This window comes from Kyrpidia sp., from assembly GCF_023512215.1.
Lineage (GTDB): Bacteria > Bacillota > Bacilli > Kyrpidiales > Kyrpidiaceae > Kyrpidia > Kyrpidia spormannii.
The window spans coordinates 1-15,550 of sequence record NZ_JAILZZ010000058.1 but is presented as its reverse complement, the minus strand read 5'-3'; the positions used below and the strand labels follow the sequence as shown (position 1 = coordinate 15,550).

Below are 15,550 nucleotides of genomic sequence, written 5' to 3'. Positions count from 1 at the left end.
CAGTCTACTATAACAGTATGGCAAAGATGGTGGTTTTCCAACCATCGAGGAAGAAATGGAGGCGGTGGGGTGCGGATCCAAAAGTTTGAAGCCAATCGACGAGAATTGATTGAGGTGGCCCGGGGGGATCGGCCGGCCGATCTCTTCATTCGGGGTGGTACGGTGGTCAACGTCTATTCTGGGGAGTTGTTGCCCCACCACGTCGCGATCTACAAAGATCGCATCGCCTATGTCGGGCCCCGGGAGGTCGCCGTAGGGGACGAGACCCAGGTGGTGGATGCGGCGGGGATGTTCGTGGTGCCGGGGTATATCGAAGCCCACTCGCACCCCTGGATTTTGTACAATCCGGTGAGCCTGGCGGAGCGGATCGTGCCTCTGGGGACAACCACGGTGGTTCACGACACCCTTTTTTTCTACCTTCATTTAGGCTACAAGGGGACTGTGCGGCTGATCGAGGCGCTGCGGGATGTGCCCATCAATCAACTGTGGCTCGCCCGGATCGTTGCCCAGGCGGGGTATCCGGAAGAAGAGGAGTGGTTTGACCCGGTCTTCGTGCGGAAGCTGCTCGAACACGAAGATGTGATCGGAACGGCGGAGCTGACCCGCTGGCCCATGTTGTACCAGGGCGACCCCCTGATCGTGGACACGATGGAATTCGCGAAACGGTTGGGGAAGGTATCCGATGGCCACACCGCGGGCTGTTCCTTTGAAAAATTAAACGCCTTGTCGGCCGGGGGGCTGAGTGCCTGCCACGAGGCGATCACCGCCCTGGAGGTGCTGGACCGGTTGCGCCTGGGGCTGTGGACGGTGCTGCGCAACAGTTCACTGCGCCCGGATCTGCAAGAGTTGATCGAACCGGTGGTAGAAGGGCAGATCAGCACTCAGCGGCTCCTGATGACCACGGACGGGCCGAATCCGTCTTTTATTGAAGAGAACGGGTTTATGGACGGGCTTCTTCGCCAGGCCGTGCGGATGGGCGTGCCGGCCGTCACCGCCGTGCAGATGGTGACCCTCAACGCGGCCCAGTACCTGAAGCTCGATGACTACATCGGCGGGATTGCACCCGGGCGCCGGGCGGATGTACTGATCCTCCCGGATTTGGAGAGTTTTCGTCCGGATCGGGTTGTGAGGGGAGGACGGGAAGTCGCCCGGGATGGCCGGCTGATCGCGCCGCTACCTGAGATTGCATGGGACCGCTATCCTTCCATGAAACCATTGTCCGTCTCCGCAGAGGTACTGGCGGATCCCGATCTGTACCGATTTGAGGCGAAAGACGGGGAAAAGGTGCCGGTGATCGAATTTATCAGTAATGTCATCACCCGGCGTACGGATGCCGCGCTGTCGACAGACGGCGAATACGTGGCGATCGGCGGCCGGCCGGATCTGGCCTATGCCGCTTTGGTAGCCCGGGATGGGACCTGGGTGGCCAAAGGGGTGATCCAGGGGTTCGCCGGCCGGATCGGGGGGCTCGCCTCCACCTACAACACCACCACCGAGCTTCTCGTCATCGGCAGGGATCCCGGGGCCATGGCCGTTGCGGCGGAGCGGGTGCGGCAGATGGGGGGCGGGATCGCACTGGCCGAAGACGGGGAGGTCAAACTGGAGATCCCCTTGCCCCTGTACGGAATCATGTCCGACGGGCCCTTTGCCCAGGTGGTGCGGGACCACGACCGGCTTCTGGCGGCGGTCCACGATCGGGGATTTCCCTTTCACGACATTTTGTATTCCCTGCTCTTTTTGACCTGTGATTTTCTCCCGGGGCTTCGCCTGACGCCTTTGGGGCTGTACGATGTCAAAAGGGCGCAGGTGGTTCGAAAACGGCGTAATTTGCCGGTGAGGGCCTGATCGTCAGCATCCATAGAACCGGTTGCCGGTTCTGTATTTTCACTTTAGACTGGGAGTAGGGCGGGGACCGGGCGTTTGGCAAGGGCCGCGCACCGATACGGGGAGGGATGGCCGTGGATTTTGAATACTCGGAGAAGGTGAAACAGCTGCAGCGCCGATTGACAGAGTTCATGGAGGAGGTCGTGTATCCGGGGGAAGAGGTGTATGAGCAGCAGCTGCGGGAGGCGCCCAGCCGGTGGACGATCCCGCCGATTATGGAGGAGATGAAGGCGAAAGCCAAGGCGGCCGGTTTGTGGAACCTATTTTTGCCGGACAGCGAGTACGGGGCAGGGCTGACAAACCTGGAGTATGCGCCCCTGGCCGAGATCATGGGCCGTTCGTTCATTGGGCCGGAGGTCTTCAATTGCTCTGCGCCGGACACGGGCAACATGGAGGTATTGGTGCGCTACGGAAGCGAGGAGCAGAAGCGGCAATGGCTGATTCCCCTGTTGAACGGGGAAATCCGCTCTTGCTTTAGTATGACCGAGCCGGATGTGGCCTCGTCGGACGCCACGAACATCCAGGCGAGCATTGTCAGGGACGGGGACGAATACGTCATCAATGGGCGCAAATGGTGGTCCTCTGGGGCGGGGGATCCCCGGTGTAAAATCGCCATCGTCATGGGCAAGACGAACCCCAATGCGCCAAGACACGAGCAACAGTCGATGATTCTGGTGCCCTTGGATACCCCCGGGGTGAAAATCGAGCGTCAGTTGCCGGTTTTCGGGTATGACGACGCTCCCCACGGCCACGCCGAGATCACCTATGAAAATGTGCGGGTGCCGGCGTCGAACATCCTGTGGGAAGAAGGGAAAGGGTTTGCCATTGCCCAGGGGAGACTGGGGCCCGGCCGGATTCACCACTGTATGCGTTCCATCGGAGCGGCGGAACGGGCGCTGGAGTTGATGATCGACCGGGTGAAAAATCGCGTGGCTTTCGGGAAGCCCTTGGTGGAACAAGGGGTCATTATGGAATGGATCGCGAACTCTCGAATCGAGATCGAACAAGCCCGGCTGCTGACGTTAAAGGCGGCCTACATGATGGATACCGTCGGGAATAAGGCGGCCCGAAAGGAGATCGCCATGATTAAAGTGGTGGCCCCGAACACGGCTCTCCGGGTGATTGACCGGGCGATTCAGGCCTTCGGAGGGGCGGGGGTGACCAGCGACACGCCCTTGGCGCGGATGTGGGCGAACATCCGCACGCTGCGCATCGCCGACGGTCCCGACGAGGTGCACCGCATGTCCATCGCGAAGCAGGAGATTAGGGGGCGGAAGGGCTAGAGGCAGGAACAGAGTGGGGGGCCCTCCCTTCTGGGCGCCGGGGATGAGCAAGGGGATTCGGATTGCCAACCGACCGTTCGATACGAAGGACGGAAGGAGGAGTTGGGTGGCTCGGGGGTTCGGCGGGACGGAGGGACCGGCAAGGGAGCGCGAATACTCTTTGCGCTGCGTTGGCCGGCCCGGATCCACCCCATCTCTTCCGGCTGTGGTAGACTGGTGTCGAGGGATGTGACGGAGCGGGGGGAACAGGATTGAGTGAACAGTTGCTCTTTCTTGATTTTGAGTTCACCATGCCGGAAGATCGATCGATGCCCGAACAGTTTCGGCCGGAGATCATCGAGCTGGGTCTGGTCTCGGTGATCGACGGCGAGATCTTTGACCGATTGTCCACTTTCGTGCGCCCGATGCGATTTCCCACCTTGACCGAGCGGTGCAAGAACTTTTTACAGATTCGCCAGGAAGATGTGGACGCGGGGATCTCCTTTCGTGAACTGGTGGAGACTTTGCAGACTTATGTCGAGTTGTGCCCGACCACGCCGGTCACTTGGGGAAACGCCGATTTGCAGGTGCTGCGGGAAAACTGTAGCCATGCCGGGCTGCCCTTTCCTTTCGATCGCCGGGAGCGGGATCTGTCCTTAGAATATAAACGGTTTTTCGGGAATCGCCAGCAGACCGGCCTCTGGAAGGCGATTGAGGAGTACGGGCGAACGGGGGTTGGCCGTCACCACCGAGCCCTGGACGACGCGCTGACCACCGTGGAGATTTTCCGGATGATCGAAAAGGATAAGGAGTATCTGAATCGCCGGGAGCGGATGACCCTCGGGGACCGGGTGGATTTGGAGGATGTGTGGAAGAAACTGCATGACTGGCAGGTCAAAACGGCCAAATGAAAGCGGGCGAACGGAGGCGTCGCCCGCTTGACTTTTTAGGCGCTGGTGTGCCGATCCTTTGATCGAGGGTCCGGACTCCTCAGCGACCGAGCCAGAGCCCGGCAGCGAAGAGAAGCCCGAAAGTCCAGTAATGTAAGGCCGCCCATTTCATCCCGGCCATCTCCTCGGACCGCGGGGCTCCGGCGCGCAGAGAGTGGCGCAGCCGGACGGCGATCATCGTATCGCCAGTGGCAGCCGCGGCCTATGATCGCGGTCACAGTGGTTCGTTTGTGAAGGTATATGCCTTTTCTGCTTTATACCAACTCCTTGCCTTTGGTCTCAGGAAGAAAGACCAAAGTGGTGATGGCCGCCAAAGCGAAGGAGAGGGCGGTGGCGAAAAAGGCGCTGCCCAGTCCCATGGTCATGGCGAGGGTGCCGACGACAAAGGGCGCTGAGGCGCTGACTCCCCGGCCAAAATTGTAGGTGAATCCCTGTCCCGTGGCCCGGATTGCTGTGGGGAACAACTCCGCCAGCACCGCACCAAACCCGCTGAAGTACCCCGATCCGAAAAACGCTACGAAGGGTCCCAAGAGCAACAGGGTGGACGCAGTGTGTGTCAATCCGTAAAAGGGTACCAGAACGGCGGCCCCGGCGAAAAACAAGAAGAACGTCCAGCGCCGGCCGATTCGATCCGCGATAAATCCGAAGGTCACATAGCCCAGCCAGCTACCCACCTGCATGATGATCACCCAGAGGGCGGTTTTCGTGACGGTGAGCCCGGCTCCTCCTTCAGCCGCCGAGGTGCCCAAATAGGTCGGAATCCAGGTGAACAAGCCCCAGTAACCGAACTGCGCGAACAAGCTCAGCGCCGAACCGAGGACCGTCCATTTCAGATGGGGCGCGTGGAAAATCTCCGCAAACGTTTGCCACGATCCGCGACGCCCCCCGGTGGCCTGGCGCTGTGTCCAAATTTCCGGTTCTTTCACCGTCCGCCGTACCGCGTAAATGATCAGAGCCGGCAGGATTCCGACGAAGAACACTGCCCGCCATCCGAAGGTGGGGAGTACCAAAGCCGTAATCAATGAGGCTGCGGCATAGCCGATGGCCCAGCAGCCTTGCACAAACCCCATCGCTTTACCCCGGTGTTCCGCCGGCCAAGCCTCGGTGACCAAGGCGGCACCTGCCACCCACTCCCCGCCCATGCCTAGACCGAGCAAGACTCGAAACAAGGCCAGTTGACTCACGGTTTGGGAAAAACCAGAAAGGGCGGTAAATACTGAATAGATCAGGACGCTGTACAAAAGAGATCGGGTGCGCCCGATTCGATCGGCAAGCACCCCAAAGAGGATACCTCCTGCCGCCGAACTCAAAAGGGTCAAAGAGGCCAGCAGTCCGCCGATGGATTTGTTCATGTGAAGGTCTGCCATAATGTTGACCAGGATCATCGAATACAACATGACATCCATGGAATCGAGCATCCACCCAAGTCCCGAAGCGATGAGTGCCTTCCAGGCCTGGGGGCCGACCTGCCACCAATGGGCGGGCGCTTGCTCGACTGCGGTTTTCTCGATTGTTGCGGTTGTTGTACGCTCCATTCTTCCGCCTCCTCTGCAGTCTTAGGTTCAACTTTTATCGGGCAGATTGAGCAACTCAGCTGGATTTTGAGCCCCCATTCGGCGGATGTCCCGGTCGGGTAGCCCCGATTTGCGCAATAGGGAGACAAAGGACCGGTATCCTTCCGGCGGTGACGGGTGATTGACCTGTCCAAAATCCGTTTGCAGCACGCATCGCTCCGGTCCGATCCGGCGAATACTTTCCACCATCTGTTCGATATCGATTGTCTTCCAGTCCGGCATCAAGGGGAGGTAGGATTTTTCCAAATAGGCCCCCTTTCGGGCCAAGTCGACCTGCAGGTCCAGGGGCATCTGGGTCACCCCAAGATCCGGGTGGGCGACGAGGATTTTTTCAACTCCCCGCTCCTGGGCTGCTTCGACAAAGGCTATGGTTTCCCGAGGAGACAGGTGCCCTGAGGCTGCCACTGCACCGGCTTCGGCGATCATGTCGAGAATCTCGTACAAGACGGGTATCACCCGGCCCTGTTTGTCCAAGATTTCGATACCCTGCAAGGGTCTGAGCGCCACTTCGGATTTCTGGGCCGAATAATCCGACCCGCCGTAAAAACCTAGATGATGTTTGGCCGACCCGGTAGGCATCCAGATGATCTTGGCGCCGCGCTTCAGGGCTAGATCCACCGCGTAGGGGTTTAACCCACCCACGAACACGTTTAACACCAAGGACCCGAAAATATCTAACTCGGGAAAGGATCTCTTCAGGATTTCCGCCCGGGAGACGGTGCACTCTTCATGAGCTTTCAGCACGAATCCCCGCATCCCCGCATCGCGAACTTGTTCCGCCAATTCTTGGTCAGTGACCGAACGGGGGAAAATGCTTGGGGCCGAGTGGACATGAATGTCAATAAACCCCTGCAAAAAAGACCGATCGATATTCATGATGGATCTCCTTTTATTTCAAAATAAACTGGGGACATTCCCTTGATCTGCTGCCCATCCGAATTTGTGACGTGGATTTGTGAATCCACCTCTGTGAGGATGAGGTCGATGATCCCGCGGGTCCGTTCCGTGGCGTGAACCTCCCGGCCGTTTGGAACATGGTTTACACGCAAAATCCCATCATGCCCCGGGACCACCCAATCGGCCGTATCGAGAATGCGGGCGATACTCTCACGACTGGCGGCGGGGTCCACAGACATCCACACATTTCCCGTTCTGGCTTCATCGCGGTTCTTGATCGCGTCAGCCGCCAGTGCGAAACGGCCCCTCGGTGAGTCGACCACGAGGGAGATTGACCCCGGGGTATGACCGGGCGTGTGCATCCAAGCCAATCCTTCCGGCAGTGTCCCCGATGCCCCTTTTAGGGTCTGTAGGCGGCCTGTGCGAGACACTGTCTCGAACATTTCCCAGGGCACCGCGTAATCGATCCGGCCGGATTCCCGGACGTGCTGAAGCTCGAGTTCATGCAGGTAAATGGTGGCCTTGGGGAACAGGAGCACGTTGGCAGCATGATCGAAATGAAAGTGGCTCAGAACGACGTAGTCGATGTGCTCGGGAGACAGGCCGCGACGTTTGAGTCGGTGGACCAATTCCTGTCTCTCTGCAAACCCGGCGGTGTCGAACAAGCCGGTGTGCTCGCCGCGCAGGAGTACGCAGGAACTCCAGCCCAAGAACCCTCGGTCCGTTTTCCCTGGAAATCCTTGAAACAAGACTTCGATCGAAGGCCTCATAGACATTCCCAGCCTTTCAGCACAAGGTAACTAGGGTTGTGAAAATCGAAAGATCACCCAATAATCTGGTGATCAGGTTGTCTGATATCTTTTTTAAGGATATACAGGAGAGAATCATATTGTCAATCGCGATTAAACAGAAAGAGTAGGAATCCCGCGACACATCTTGACACCGGTTGAATTCTTGGATACGCTAAAGTTGCGTGAAGATGTCTGATCACTAGACAAATAGGTGATGCCCATGATCCAGCCGGTGCGGCGCTCGAAGTTGTCTGAGGCGGTCGTGGAACAGTTAAAAGAATTGATCCAGTCCGGCGTGTATCCGCCGGGAACCAAACTACCCCCCGAGAAAGAGTTGGCGAAACAGTTTGGCGTCAGTCGGGCCTCGGTCCGGGAGGCGCTTTCGGTGCTCGCCTCGGCCGGCATCATCGACGTCCGCCAGGGCGAGGGGAGCTTCGTGCTCGAAGCCGATCTTTCCCGGTATATTCCCCCGGTGGCGGTGTCGATGATCGCATTTCCCAAGCAAATCTTACACCTTTTGGAGATGCGGAGCATCCTCGAAACGTCGGCGGCGGAGTTGGCCGCCCGGCGGGCAGGGGATCGGGAGAAAGCGGAGATCGAAAGGGCGATGCAGGGTTACCTGGACGAACTCCGGGCCGGGCGGGTTGGCGATGCCGGGGATCTTCAGTTTCATCAGGCGGTCGCTAAAGCCACCGGCAATCCCATCCTGGTTGAATTGATGGCCCGGGTATCCGATTTGGTCCGGGAAGGGATGCGTTACACCTTGGGACAGAACCAAGGCAACCTCAAGCGCATGCGGGAGGTTTATGACGAGCACGATCGCATCTACCAGGCGATTCGGGAGCGTCGCCCGGAAGAGGCCCGGGCGGCCATGGCTTTTCACCTGGGAAAGGTTCGGGAGAAAGTGCAGCGGGAAATGAATTTAAAACCGCCGGAGGATGGGCAGACCCATGACGAGCTACAAGGACCCGGCACCAGGGTGGGCGAACCGGAAAGCGTGGCCTCGCCTTTTCCGTCCGGAGAGGAGTCCGGGCGATGAAGTGGGCTCGGGTGCGCCGGAATCTGGAAACCCCGGAGATCGCCGATCTCGAAGGGGTGGTGGAGCGGGAGACTGCGGCAGTCCTGGGCCGAGCCTTTGACCGTCCACTCCGGGTGGCGATTCCCGCCGGCAGCCGGGGTATTTTCGGGATCGACCGGATTTTGCGGACAGTGGTTCAAACCATCCGGTCTTTTGGCGGCGACCCGTTCCTTTTTGCGGCAATGGGGAGCCACGGCGGGGGCACCGCCGAGGGGCAGAGGCAGATCCTCGCTTCTCTTGGGATCAGCGAAGAGGCGGTGGGGGCGCCGGTGAGCTGCTCCTCCGAGGTCGTGCAGGTGGGGGAAACACCCTCTGGGCTTCCGGTGTATGTGGCCCGGGAAGCTGCGGAGGCGGACGCGATCCTCGTGGTGAACCGGGTAAAGCCCCACACTTCGTTTCACGGTCCCCACGAGAGCGGCCTGGCGAAAATGCTCAGCGTAGGGATGGGTCGGGCGGCGGGGGCCGAGGCGGTTCATCGTCTCGGGGTCGGCCATCTCCCCGGGGTGGTGCCGGAGATCGCCGGGGAAGTTCTTCGCCGGCTGCCGGTGATCGGTGGGCTGGGTATCGTCGAGAACAGCTGGGAGCGCCCCGCTCACATACGGGGATTTCGGGCGGCGGATCTTTTGGCGGGCGACCGGGCGTTGCTCCAGGAAGCCAGGCGGCTGATGCCCGGCCTACCGACCGATCGGCTTGACCTGTTGGTGGTTCGGGAGATGGGGAAGAATTTCAGCGGCACCGGGATGGACACGAATGTGATCGGCCGGTTGCGTATCACCGGGGTCCCGGAGCCGCAAGATGTTCAAATCACCTACATTGCGGTGTGCGACCTGTCCGAAGCTTCCCACGGGAACGCCACGGGGATTGGTCTGGCGGATTTTACCACAGAGAAATTGGCGGCGAAAATCGACCGCGCCGCCACGTATTTGAACTGTTTGACGAGCGGGTTCGTCGCCCGGGCCGCCGTTCCTATGACATTTTCCAGTGAAAAAGAAATGCTTGACGCAGCCTTTCGAGCGTTAAAACGGCCGCCGCACCAGGTGCGCTGGATGGCGGTGGCCAATACCCTGGAGCTCGGCGAGGTCCGGGTGGGGGAGGCGCTGTGGGAAGAGGCGCAGACATGGCCGGACGTGGCCGGGGTAGGGGCCCTGCGGGATGTGACGTTTACTGCAGATGGCGACCTGGTTTGGGAAGAGGAAGAAGAAGGGAAGGACCGTGGATGAGTGCGGGAGAAGAGAGTCGGGTGGCCAGCGGCCCCCGGCGCGCGGTGCCCATTGAAGAGTTGCGGGGGATTCTCGGCCCCGGTCGGGTGCTGACCTCCGAGGCGGATCGGTTGAGTTATGCTTATGACGCGTCCTTCGGGGTCTATGTGCCGGATTGTGTGGTGCAACCGAAGAGTACCGAGGAAGTGCAGGCGGTGGTGCGGACGGCGGCGAGGGAGCGGATTCCTTTGTACCCCCGGGGATCGGGCAGTTGTCTGAGCGGCGGTCCGCTGCCGGTGTACGGGGGCATCGTGGTGGATCTGTCGAAGATGGATGGGAAGCTGGAGATCTACCCGGACGATTTGGTGGCGGTGGTGTCGCCGGGTGTGCGAACCTTGGATCTGCAGAAGGCGGCGGAGCGCCATGGTTTGTTTTATCCGCCGGATCCGAGCAGTTCCCGGATTTCCACCATCGGGGGCAATATCGCGGAGAACTCCGGCGGCCCCAGGGGGCTGAAATACGGGGTGACCCGGGATTATGTGCTAGGCCTTGAGGTGGTGACTGCCGACGGGAGGGTGTTTCGCACCGGAGGCCACACGATCAAGAATGTGACGGGGTACGATTTGACGAGGCTGATCGTCGGCTCCGAAGGGACCTTGGGCATCGTCACGGAAGCCGTGTTGCGCCTGCTGCCAAAACCCCAGGCCAGGCGGACGGCCTTGGCGATTTTTGACGACCTGGTGGTGGCGGGGAAGGCCATTTCCAAGATTTTGACCTCGGGGATTCTCCCGGGAGCTTTGGAAATCATCGACCAGGCCTGCCTTCGGGCCGTGGAGGCGTTCCGGCCCAGTGGTCTCCCTGTCGACGCCGAAGCAGTATTGCTCGTGGAGGTGGACGGTCACCCCGCCGCCGTGGACGACGAGATCCGTCAGGCCGCGGAGATTTGTCGGCAATTGGGGGCGCGGTCGGTGGAGGTGGCGGCGGATGAGTCGGCCCGGGATCGACTGTGGTTTGCCCGCCGGCAGATTTCTCCGGCCATCGCCCGGATCAAACCCACCAAAATCTCCGAGGACGCCACGGTGCCCCGCAGCCGGATTCCGGACATGTTCGCCAAACTCCGGGAGATTCGCAACAAGTACGGGGTGGAGCTGGTGGTGTTCGGCCACGCCGGTGATGGGAATCTCCACCCGAACATCCTGTGCGATCTCCGGGACCGGGAAGAGATGAAGCGGGTGGAAGAGGCGGTGGCGGAGATTTTCCGCGCGGCTTTGGAGATGGGGGGGACCTTGTCCGGGGAACACGGCATCGGCACGATGAAGGCGCCATTTTTGACGTGGCAGTTGGGAGAGGTCGGGGTGGAGATGACGAAGCGGATCAAGCGGGCTTGGGATCCGAACAACATTATGAACCCCGGGAAAATTTTTCCGGAACCCGGCAAGGATAGGCTGGTGTTCACATCATGAGCGAAGCGGCGAAATCTGTGGAGACGCCGGCGGTTCAGGTGTTGGAGGATCTCCCTTACGACGAGGCTTTACGCTGCGTGCAATGCGGGTATTGTCTGCCCGCTTGCCCGACGTACCGGACCATGGAAAAAGAAACCCATTCCCCCCGGGGACGGATCAATTTGGTTCGCATGCTCGCCGAGGGGCGAACGGACTGGAAAGTGGTGGAGGAGCCCATCGACCTGTGCCTCGGCTGCCGGGCTTGTGAAGAGGCGTGCCCGGTGGGGGTGCCGTATGGCCAGATCTTGGAGGAGACCCGGCATTACCTGCGAGAACGCAAGATGAAAGAAAACCCGGGCAAGGGGGACCGGGCGTTGGCATGGCTTTTGCGAAATGTGTGGCCAGAGCCCGACCGGTTACAGGCTGCCGGAGATTTCGTTTGGATGTACCAGAGAATGGGCCCCGTTGGGCGTTGGGGGGCTTCGTGGCCGATATGGCCTGAGGGGATGCGGGCTTTTGCCCCGGTGCTCCCCAAGGTCGATGGGCCTCGTACCCGGCGCCGGGCGCCGAAGGTCTACCGGCCGGTGGACAAAGATGCGAAGCCCATCGGCACGGCCATGCTTTTTCGCGGATGTATCATGGATGTCCTGTTTCAGCACCTGAACCGATTGACCGGGGAAGTGGCGGCGAAGTTCGGCTGGAAAGTGGTGGTTCCCGATGAGCAGCGCTGCTGCGGCGCCCTGCACGCCCACGCCGGGGATCTGGACGGAGCGAAGGAACTGGCCAAGCGCAACATCGCGGCCTTTGAAGCTTCCGGAGCGGAAGTGATCCTGCACAACGCAGGCGGTTGTGGGGCCATGCTCACCGAGTATCCGCGCCTATTGGCGGACGATCCCGAGTGGGCCGATCGGGCTGCTAAATTCGCCGCCAAGGTCAAAGACATCAGCGAGTTGGCCGTTCAGGCGCCGGACAGCGCTTTCGTGCGGGAGGTACCCCTGCGGGTGACCTACCAGCCCTCTTGTCACCTCCGCAACGTCGAAGGGGTAAAAAATGAGCCGGTGGAGGTGTTGCGGAGGATTCCGGGTGTTGAGTACGTGGAGATGGAAGAGATGGACCGCTGCTGCGGGTCGGCGGGGATTTATAACGCAGTCCATTACGAGGAGTCCATGGCGGTGCTCGACGAGAAAATGGAAAAGGCGATACGGACGGGCACCGATTGGGTGGTGACATCGAACCCGGGTTGTCTTCTCCAAATGCGCCTCGGGGTGCGCCGGTCCGGGTCGGCGGCGGAGAGCGGGCCCAAAGAGGCGATCCACTTGGTCGAGCTTTTGGCCTGGGCCTGCGGGGTGGAAGAGGTAGGAGGAGCCGGGGGCAAGGTCTAATCCACGATGACGGGATCGGGGGTGAAGGGCGTGGAAGCCCATGACAAATGCCGGGTGCTAATCGACCGCCTGCGTGAATTGGGCCGGGTGGTGATCGCCTTCTCCGGAGGGGTGGACAGCACCTTTTTGTTGAAGGCGGCCCTGGAAGCTTTGGGACCGGACCGGGTGTTGGCGGTGACGGCGGATTCGGAAACCTACCCCGAGCGGGAACGGCGGGAAGCGGTGGAATTGGCCCGGGAGCTGGGCAGCCCGCACCTGCTGATCCAGACCCGGGAACTGGAGATTCCGGGGTATGCCGAAAACCCCGTCGACCGATGTTATTTTTGTAAACAAGAGCTGTTCAGCCATTTGATTCCCCTCGCCAAACAAAAAGGATATGACCACGTGATCTTCGGGGCCATTGCTGACGATCTCGGGGACCATCGCCCGGGACTCAGGGCGGCGGTGGAGAGGGGGGTGCGGGCGCCCCTTCAGGAGGCGGGGCTCACCAAGGCGGAGATTCGCCAGCTATCCCGGGAGATGGGACTACGCACATGGAACAAGCCCTCTTTTGCCTGTCTTTCTTCCCGAATTCCCTACGGGGAGCGGATTACCTTGGAAAAATTGACGATGGTGGACCGGGCGGAGTCGTTTTTGATGGCCCTCGGTTTTCGGCAGGTTCGGGTGCGTCAACACGGGACCCTCGCCCGAATCGAGGTGGAGCCCGGGGAGAGGGAGCGGCTGGTGGCTGCGGCGGACGAGGTGACGGCCCAGTTGAAAGCTATCGGGTATACCTACGTCTGTATGGATTTACAGGGGTATCGAACGGGGAGCCTCAACGAGATGCTGGCGCCGGTCGGATCGCGGCGGTCCGTGTCCGGGGGAGCGGAAGAAGGATGAGGGAGCCCAGGGGGTTTCGGGAGGTTCTGGAAGCCGTCCAGCGGGGGGAGTGGACGGTGGAGGAGGGTTTTCGGGCCCTGGGTCGCCTGTCGGCGGAAGATCTCGGGTATGCCCGGCTGGATCACCACCGGGCCCTGCGCAAGGGCTTCCCGGAAGTGGTGTACTGTGAGGGAAAAACGCCGGAGCAGGCGGCGGAAATCCTGGAGCGCTTGGCCCGTCAGGGGGGAAACGTCCTTGGCACCCGGGCCGAGCCCCGGGTGGCGGAGCTGCTCCGGATGAGGGTGCCGGAGTGTGAATATGACCCTTTGGCCCGCACGGTGGTGATTCGTCAAGAGCCCAGGCGCAAGATTGGGGATGTGTTGGTGGTCTGCGCCGGAACCTCGGATCTCCCCGTGGCCCGGGAGGCGATGGTGACAGCGGAGTTGATGGGGGCCCGCGTCGAACTGCTGGCGGATGTGGGGGTGGCCGGGCTTCACCGGCTTTTGACCCAACTGGATCGCTTGTACCGGGCCCGGGTGATCGTGGTGGTGGCCGGGATGGAGGGGGCCTTGGTGAGTGTGGTGGCGGGCCTTGTGGACAAACCGGTCATCGGGGTGCCCACCAGTGTGGGCTACGGTGCCCAGTGGCAGGGACTGACGCCTTTGATGGGGATGTTGGCGAGTTGCGCCCCGGGGGTGGCGGTGGTGAACATCGACAACGGATTTGGCGCCGGATACATGGCCGCTCTGATCAACGGGTTGGGGGAATCGGCGTGAAGGTCGCGTATATCGAGGGGTTTGCCGGAGCCAGCGGAGATATGTTTTTAGGGGCTTGGCTGGACGCCGGCGCTCCGGAACACCGTTGGCGGGAGATCCTGGGTGGACTGCAGCTCGGGGGTTATGTCCTGATTATTCGGCGGGTGACCAAGCGGGGCATCACCGCGTTGAAAGTCGATGTGGAGTCCGGCGGAGAACAACCGCATCGGCGGCTGGCGGATATTTTGCAGATTCTTGATAAGAGTACCCTTCCCCAGGCGGTGAGGGAGCGGGCCATCCAGGCTTTTCGCTTGTTGGCCGAGGCGGAAGGCAAAGTGCACGGCACGTCTCCGGAGGACGTGCATTTTCATGAGGTCGGGGCGGTGGATGCCATCGTCGACATCGTCGGGGCCATGGCGGGCTGGTATCTTCTCGGGATGCCGGAATGTTTTGTCTCACCCCTTGAGGTGGGCGGAGGCTGGACGGTGTCCGCCCACGGGCCAATTCCCGTGCCTGCCCCGGCGACGGTGGAGTTGTTAAAGGGGTTTCCGGTGTACTCCAGCGGCCTCTGGGGGGAGACGGTGACTCCCACCGGGGCGGCGATCTTGCGGACCCTGTCCCGGCCGGCCGGGGGGCTGCGCTATGTCGCAGATGCTGTGGGGTACGGGGCCGGGTCGAGGGAACTTCCGGTTCCGAATGTGCTGCGGATTCAAGTGGGGGAGCGAGTGTCCGAGTCAGGGAAAGCGGTTCAACCGGGCGGCTCCGGAATCGAGGCCGGCTTGGAGATGGAGGGGAGTGGAGCGGCGGCGGTGGAGGCGGGAGGGGGGGATCGCTATTTTGTGGTTGAAACGAATGTGGACGATATGAGCCCCGAGTGGGCGGGGTACCTGGTGCCCCGGCTGCTGGAGGTGGGGGCGTTGGACGCCTGGATCGTGCCGATAATCATGAAAAAGGGCCGGCCGGGCATGGAGATCCGGGCACTGTGCACGGCGGATCGATTGGAGGCCGTTAAAGAAGAAATTTTCGCCCAGAGTTCATCCATCGGGGTGCGGGAGTACGGGGTGCGCCGGGAGGCCCTGGACCGCCGGACAGAAACAGTGGAGACCCCTTATGGACCGGTGCGGGTGAAAATTGCTTACCGGCACGAACGAGTGGTGAATGTTGCCCCGGAGTATGAGGACTGTCGCGTCCGGGCGGAGGAGCACGGGGTGCCGCTCAAATGGGTGTATCAGGAGGTCGTACGGCAGGTGGGATCGAAGGGCTTGTAGATCATTGGGGTCCCGTTGCGTTCCGCTGCGATGGTCCCTCTCTCCACCCCTTCGTTTTAATCTCAAATGAAAATCTGACAAGATAGTCAGTGTAGCCCCAGAGCGGACAGCCGGGGCCTGGGACGGCTCGAGTTATCGACGATGTCCGAACATATCGATGTGGACGTGAGTGGTCTGCTGCGCCGAGAAATCACCCTGGCCCAAGCTGCA

At 61.0% G+C, this 15,550-nt stretch carries 13 protein-coding genes; 10 read left to right on the top strand and 3 right to left on the bottom strand.

Annotated elements, in window-relative coordinates; genetic code table 11:
• The first annotated feature begins 69 nt into the window (after positions 1-69).
• The 3 genes from K6T64_RS14620 to kapD all read left to right on the top strand — a co-directional run bounded on the left by K6T64_RS14620 (position 70) and on the right by kapD (position 4,057).
• Complete coding sequence (locus K6T64_RS14620; protein ID WP_288010819.1) at positions 70-1,845, top strand: adenine deaminase C-terminal domain-containing protein; 1,776 nt, start codon at positions 70-72, stop codon at positions 1,843-1,845.
• Positions 1,846-1,958: 113 nt separating this feature from the next.
• The gene (locus K6T64_RS14615; RefSeq protein WP_288010818.1) at positions 1,959-3,167 is read left to right on the top strand and encodes an acyl-CoA dehydrogenase; all 1,209 of its coding nucleotides are present in this window, start codon (positions 1,959-1,961) and stop codon (positions 3,165-3,167) included.
• Positions 3,168-3,418: 251 nt separating this feature from the next.
• On the top strand, positions 3,419-4,057 hold the full coding sequence (gene kapD / locus K6T64_RS14610; protein ID WP_100667419.1) for a 3'-5' exonuclease KapD: 639 nt from the start codon (positions 3,419-3,421) through the stop codon (positions 4,055-4,057).
• A gap of 293 nt (positions 4,058-4,350) precedes the next feature.
• On the opposite strand, the gene K6T64_RS14605 is transcribed toward kapD, so the two are convergent.
• The 3 genes from K6T64_RS14605 to K6T64_RS14595 are packed head-to-tail and all read right to left on the bottom strand — an operon-like array spanning position 4,351 to position 7,337.
• Entirely contained in the window at positions 4,351-5,631 is a 1,281-nt protein-coding gene (locus tag K6T64_RS14605; RefSeq protein WP_288010817.1) for an MFS transporter, read from the bottom strand.
• Positions 5,632-5,658: 27 nt separating this feature from the next.
• Entirely contained in the window at positions 5,659-6,546 is an 888-nt protein-coding gene (locus K6T64_RS14600) for a DUF6282 family protein (RefSeq protein WP_288010816.1), read from the bottom strand.
• The gene (locus K6T64_RS14595; protein ID WP_288010815.1) at positions 6,543-7,337 is read right to left on the bottom strand and encodes an MBL fold metallo-hydrolase; all 795 of its coding nucleotides are present in this window, start codon (positions 7,335-7,337) and stop codon (positions 6,543-6,545) included. Before K6T64_RS14595 ends, K6T64_RS14600 begins: the two co-directional genes overlap by 4 nt.
• A gap of 241 nt (positions 7,338-7,578) precedes the next feature.
• On the opposite strand from K6T64_RS14595, the gene K6T64_RS14590 reads away from it, so the two are divergent.
• The 7 genes from K6T64_RS14590 to larC are packed head-to-tail and all read left to right on the top strand — an operon-like array spanning position 7,579 to position 15,340.
• Complete coding sequence (locus K6T64_RS14590; RefSeq protein WP_288010814.1) at positions 7,579-8,397, top strand: FadR/GntR family transcriptional regulator; 819 nt, start codon at positions 7,579-7,581, stop codon at positions 8,395-8,397.
• Positions 8,394-9,656: a nickel pincer cofactor-dependent isomerase, group 22 gene (locus K6T64_RS14585; protein ID WP_288010813.1), complete on the top strand. Its 1,263-nt coding sequence runs from the start codon at positions 8,394-8,396 to the stop codon at positions 9,654-9,656. Before K6T64_RS14590 ends, K6T64_RS14585 begins: the two co-directional genes overlap by 4 nt.
• Positions 9,653-11,098: an FAD-binding oxidoreductase gene (locus K6T64_RS14580; protein ID WP_288010812.1), complete on the top strand. Its 1,446-nt coding sequence runs from the start codon at positions 9,653-9,655 to the stop codon at positions 11,096-11,098. Before K6T64_RS14585 ends, K6T64_RS14580 begins: the two co-directional genes overlap by 4 nt.
• The gene (locus K6T64_RS14575; protein ID WP_288010811.1) at positions 11,095-12,459 is read left to right on the top strand and encodes a (Fe-S)-binding protein; all 1,365 of its coding nucleotides are present in this window, start codon (positions 11,095-11,097) and stop codon (positions 12,457-12,459) included. Before K6T64_RS14580 ends, K6T64_RS14575 begins: the two co-directional genes overlap by 4 nt.
• Before the next feature lie 30 nt (positions 12,460-12,489).
• On the top strand, positions 12,490-13,338 hold the full coding sequence (larE, locus tag K6T64_RS14570; protein ID WP_415270899.1) for an ATP-dependent sacrificial sulfur transferase LarE: 849 nt from the start codon (positions 12,490-12,492) through the stop codon (positions 13,336-13,338).
• Complete coding sequence (larB, locus tag K6T64_RS14565) at positions 13,335-14,093, top strand: nickel pincer cofactor biosynthesis protein LarB (protein WP_288010810.1); 759 nt, start codon at positions 13,335-13,337, stop codon at positions 14,091-14,093. The genes larE and larB overlap by 4 nt, the downstream gene beginning before the upstream one ends.
• Positions 14,090-15,340 (top strand): nickel pincer cofactor biosynthesis protein LarC, encoded by a 1,251-nt coding sequence (gene larC, locus K6T64_RS14560; RefSeq protein WP_288010809.1) that lies wholly within the window; start codon positions 14,090-14,092, stop codon positions 15,338-15,340. Before larB ends, larC begins: the two co-directional genes overlap by 4 nt.
• The last annotated feature ends 210 nt before the right edge of the window (positions 15,341-15,550 follow it).

Coding starts and splice junctions, on each gene's coding strand:
- K6T64_RS14605 (WP_288010817.1), bottom strand. CDS start 5,631: ATGGAGCGTACAACAACCGCAACAATCGAGAAAACCGCAGTCGAGCAA.
- K6T64_RS14600 (WP_288010816.1), bottom strand. CDS start 6,546: ATGAATATCGATCGGTCTTTTTTGCAGGGGTTTATTGACATTCATGTC.
- K6T64_RS14595 (WP_288010815.1), bottom strand. CDS start 7,337: ATGAGGCCTTCGATCGAAGTCTTGTTTCAAGGATTTCCAGGGAAAACG.
- K6T64_RS14590 (WP_288010814.1), top strand. CDS start 7,579: ATGATCCAGCCGGTGCGGCGCTCGAAGTTGTCTGAGGCGGTCGTGGAA.
- K6T64_RS14585 (WP_288010813.1), top strand. CDS start 8,394: ATGAAGTGGGCTCGGGTGCGCCGGAATCTGGAAACCCCGGAGATCGCC.
- K6T64_RS14580 (WP_288010812.1), top strand. CDS start 9,653: ATGAGTGCGGGAGAAGAGAGTCGGGTGGCCAGCGGCCCCCGGCGCGCG.
- K6T64_RS14575 (WP_288010811.1), top strand. CDS start 11,095: ATGAGCGAAGCGGCGAAATCTGTGGAGACGCCGGCGGTTCAGGTGTTG.
- larB (WP_288010810.1), top strand. CDS start 13,335: ATGAGGGAGCCCAGGGGGTTTCGGGAGGTTCTGGAAGCCGTCCAGCGG.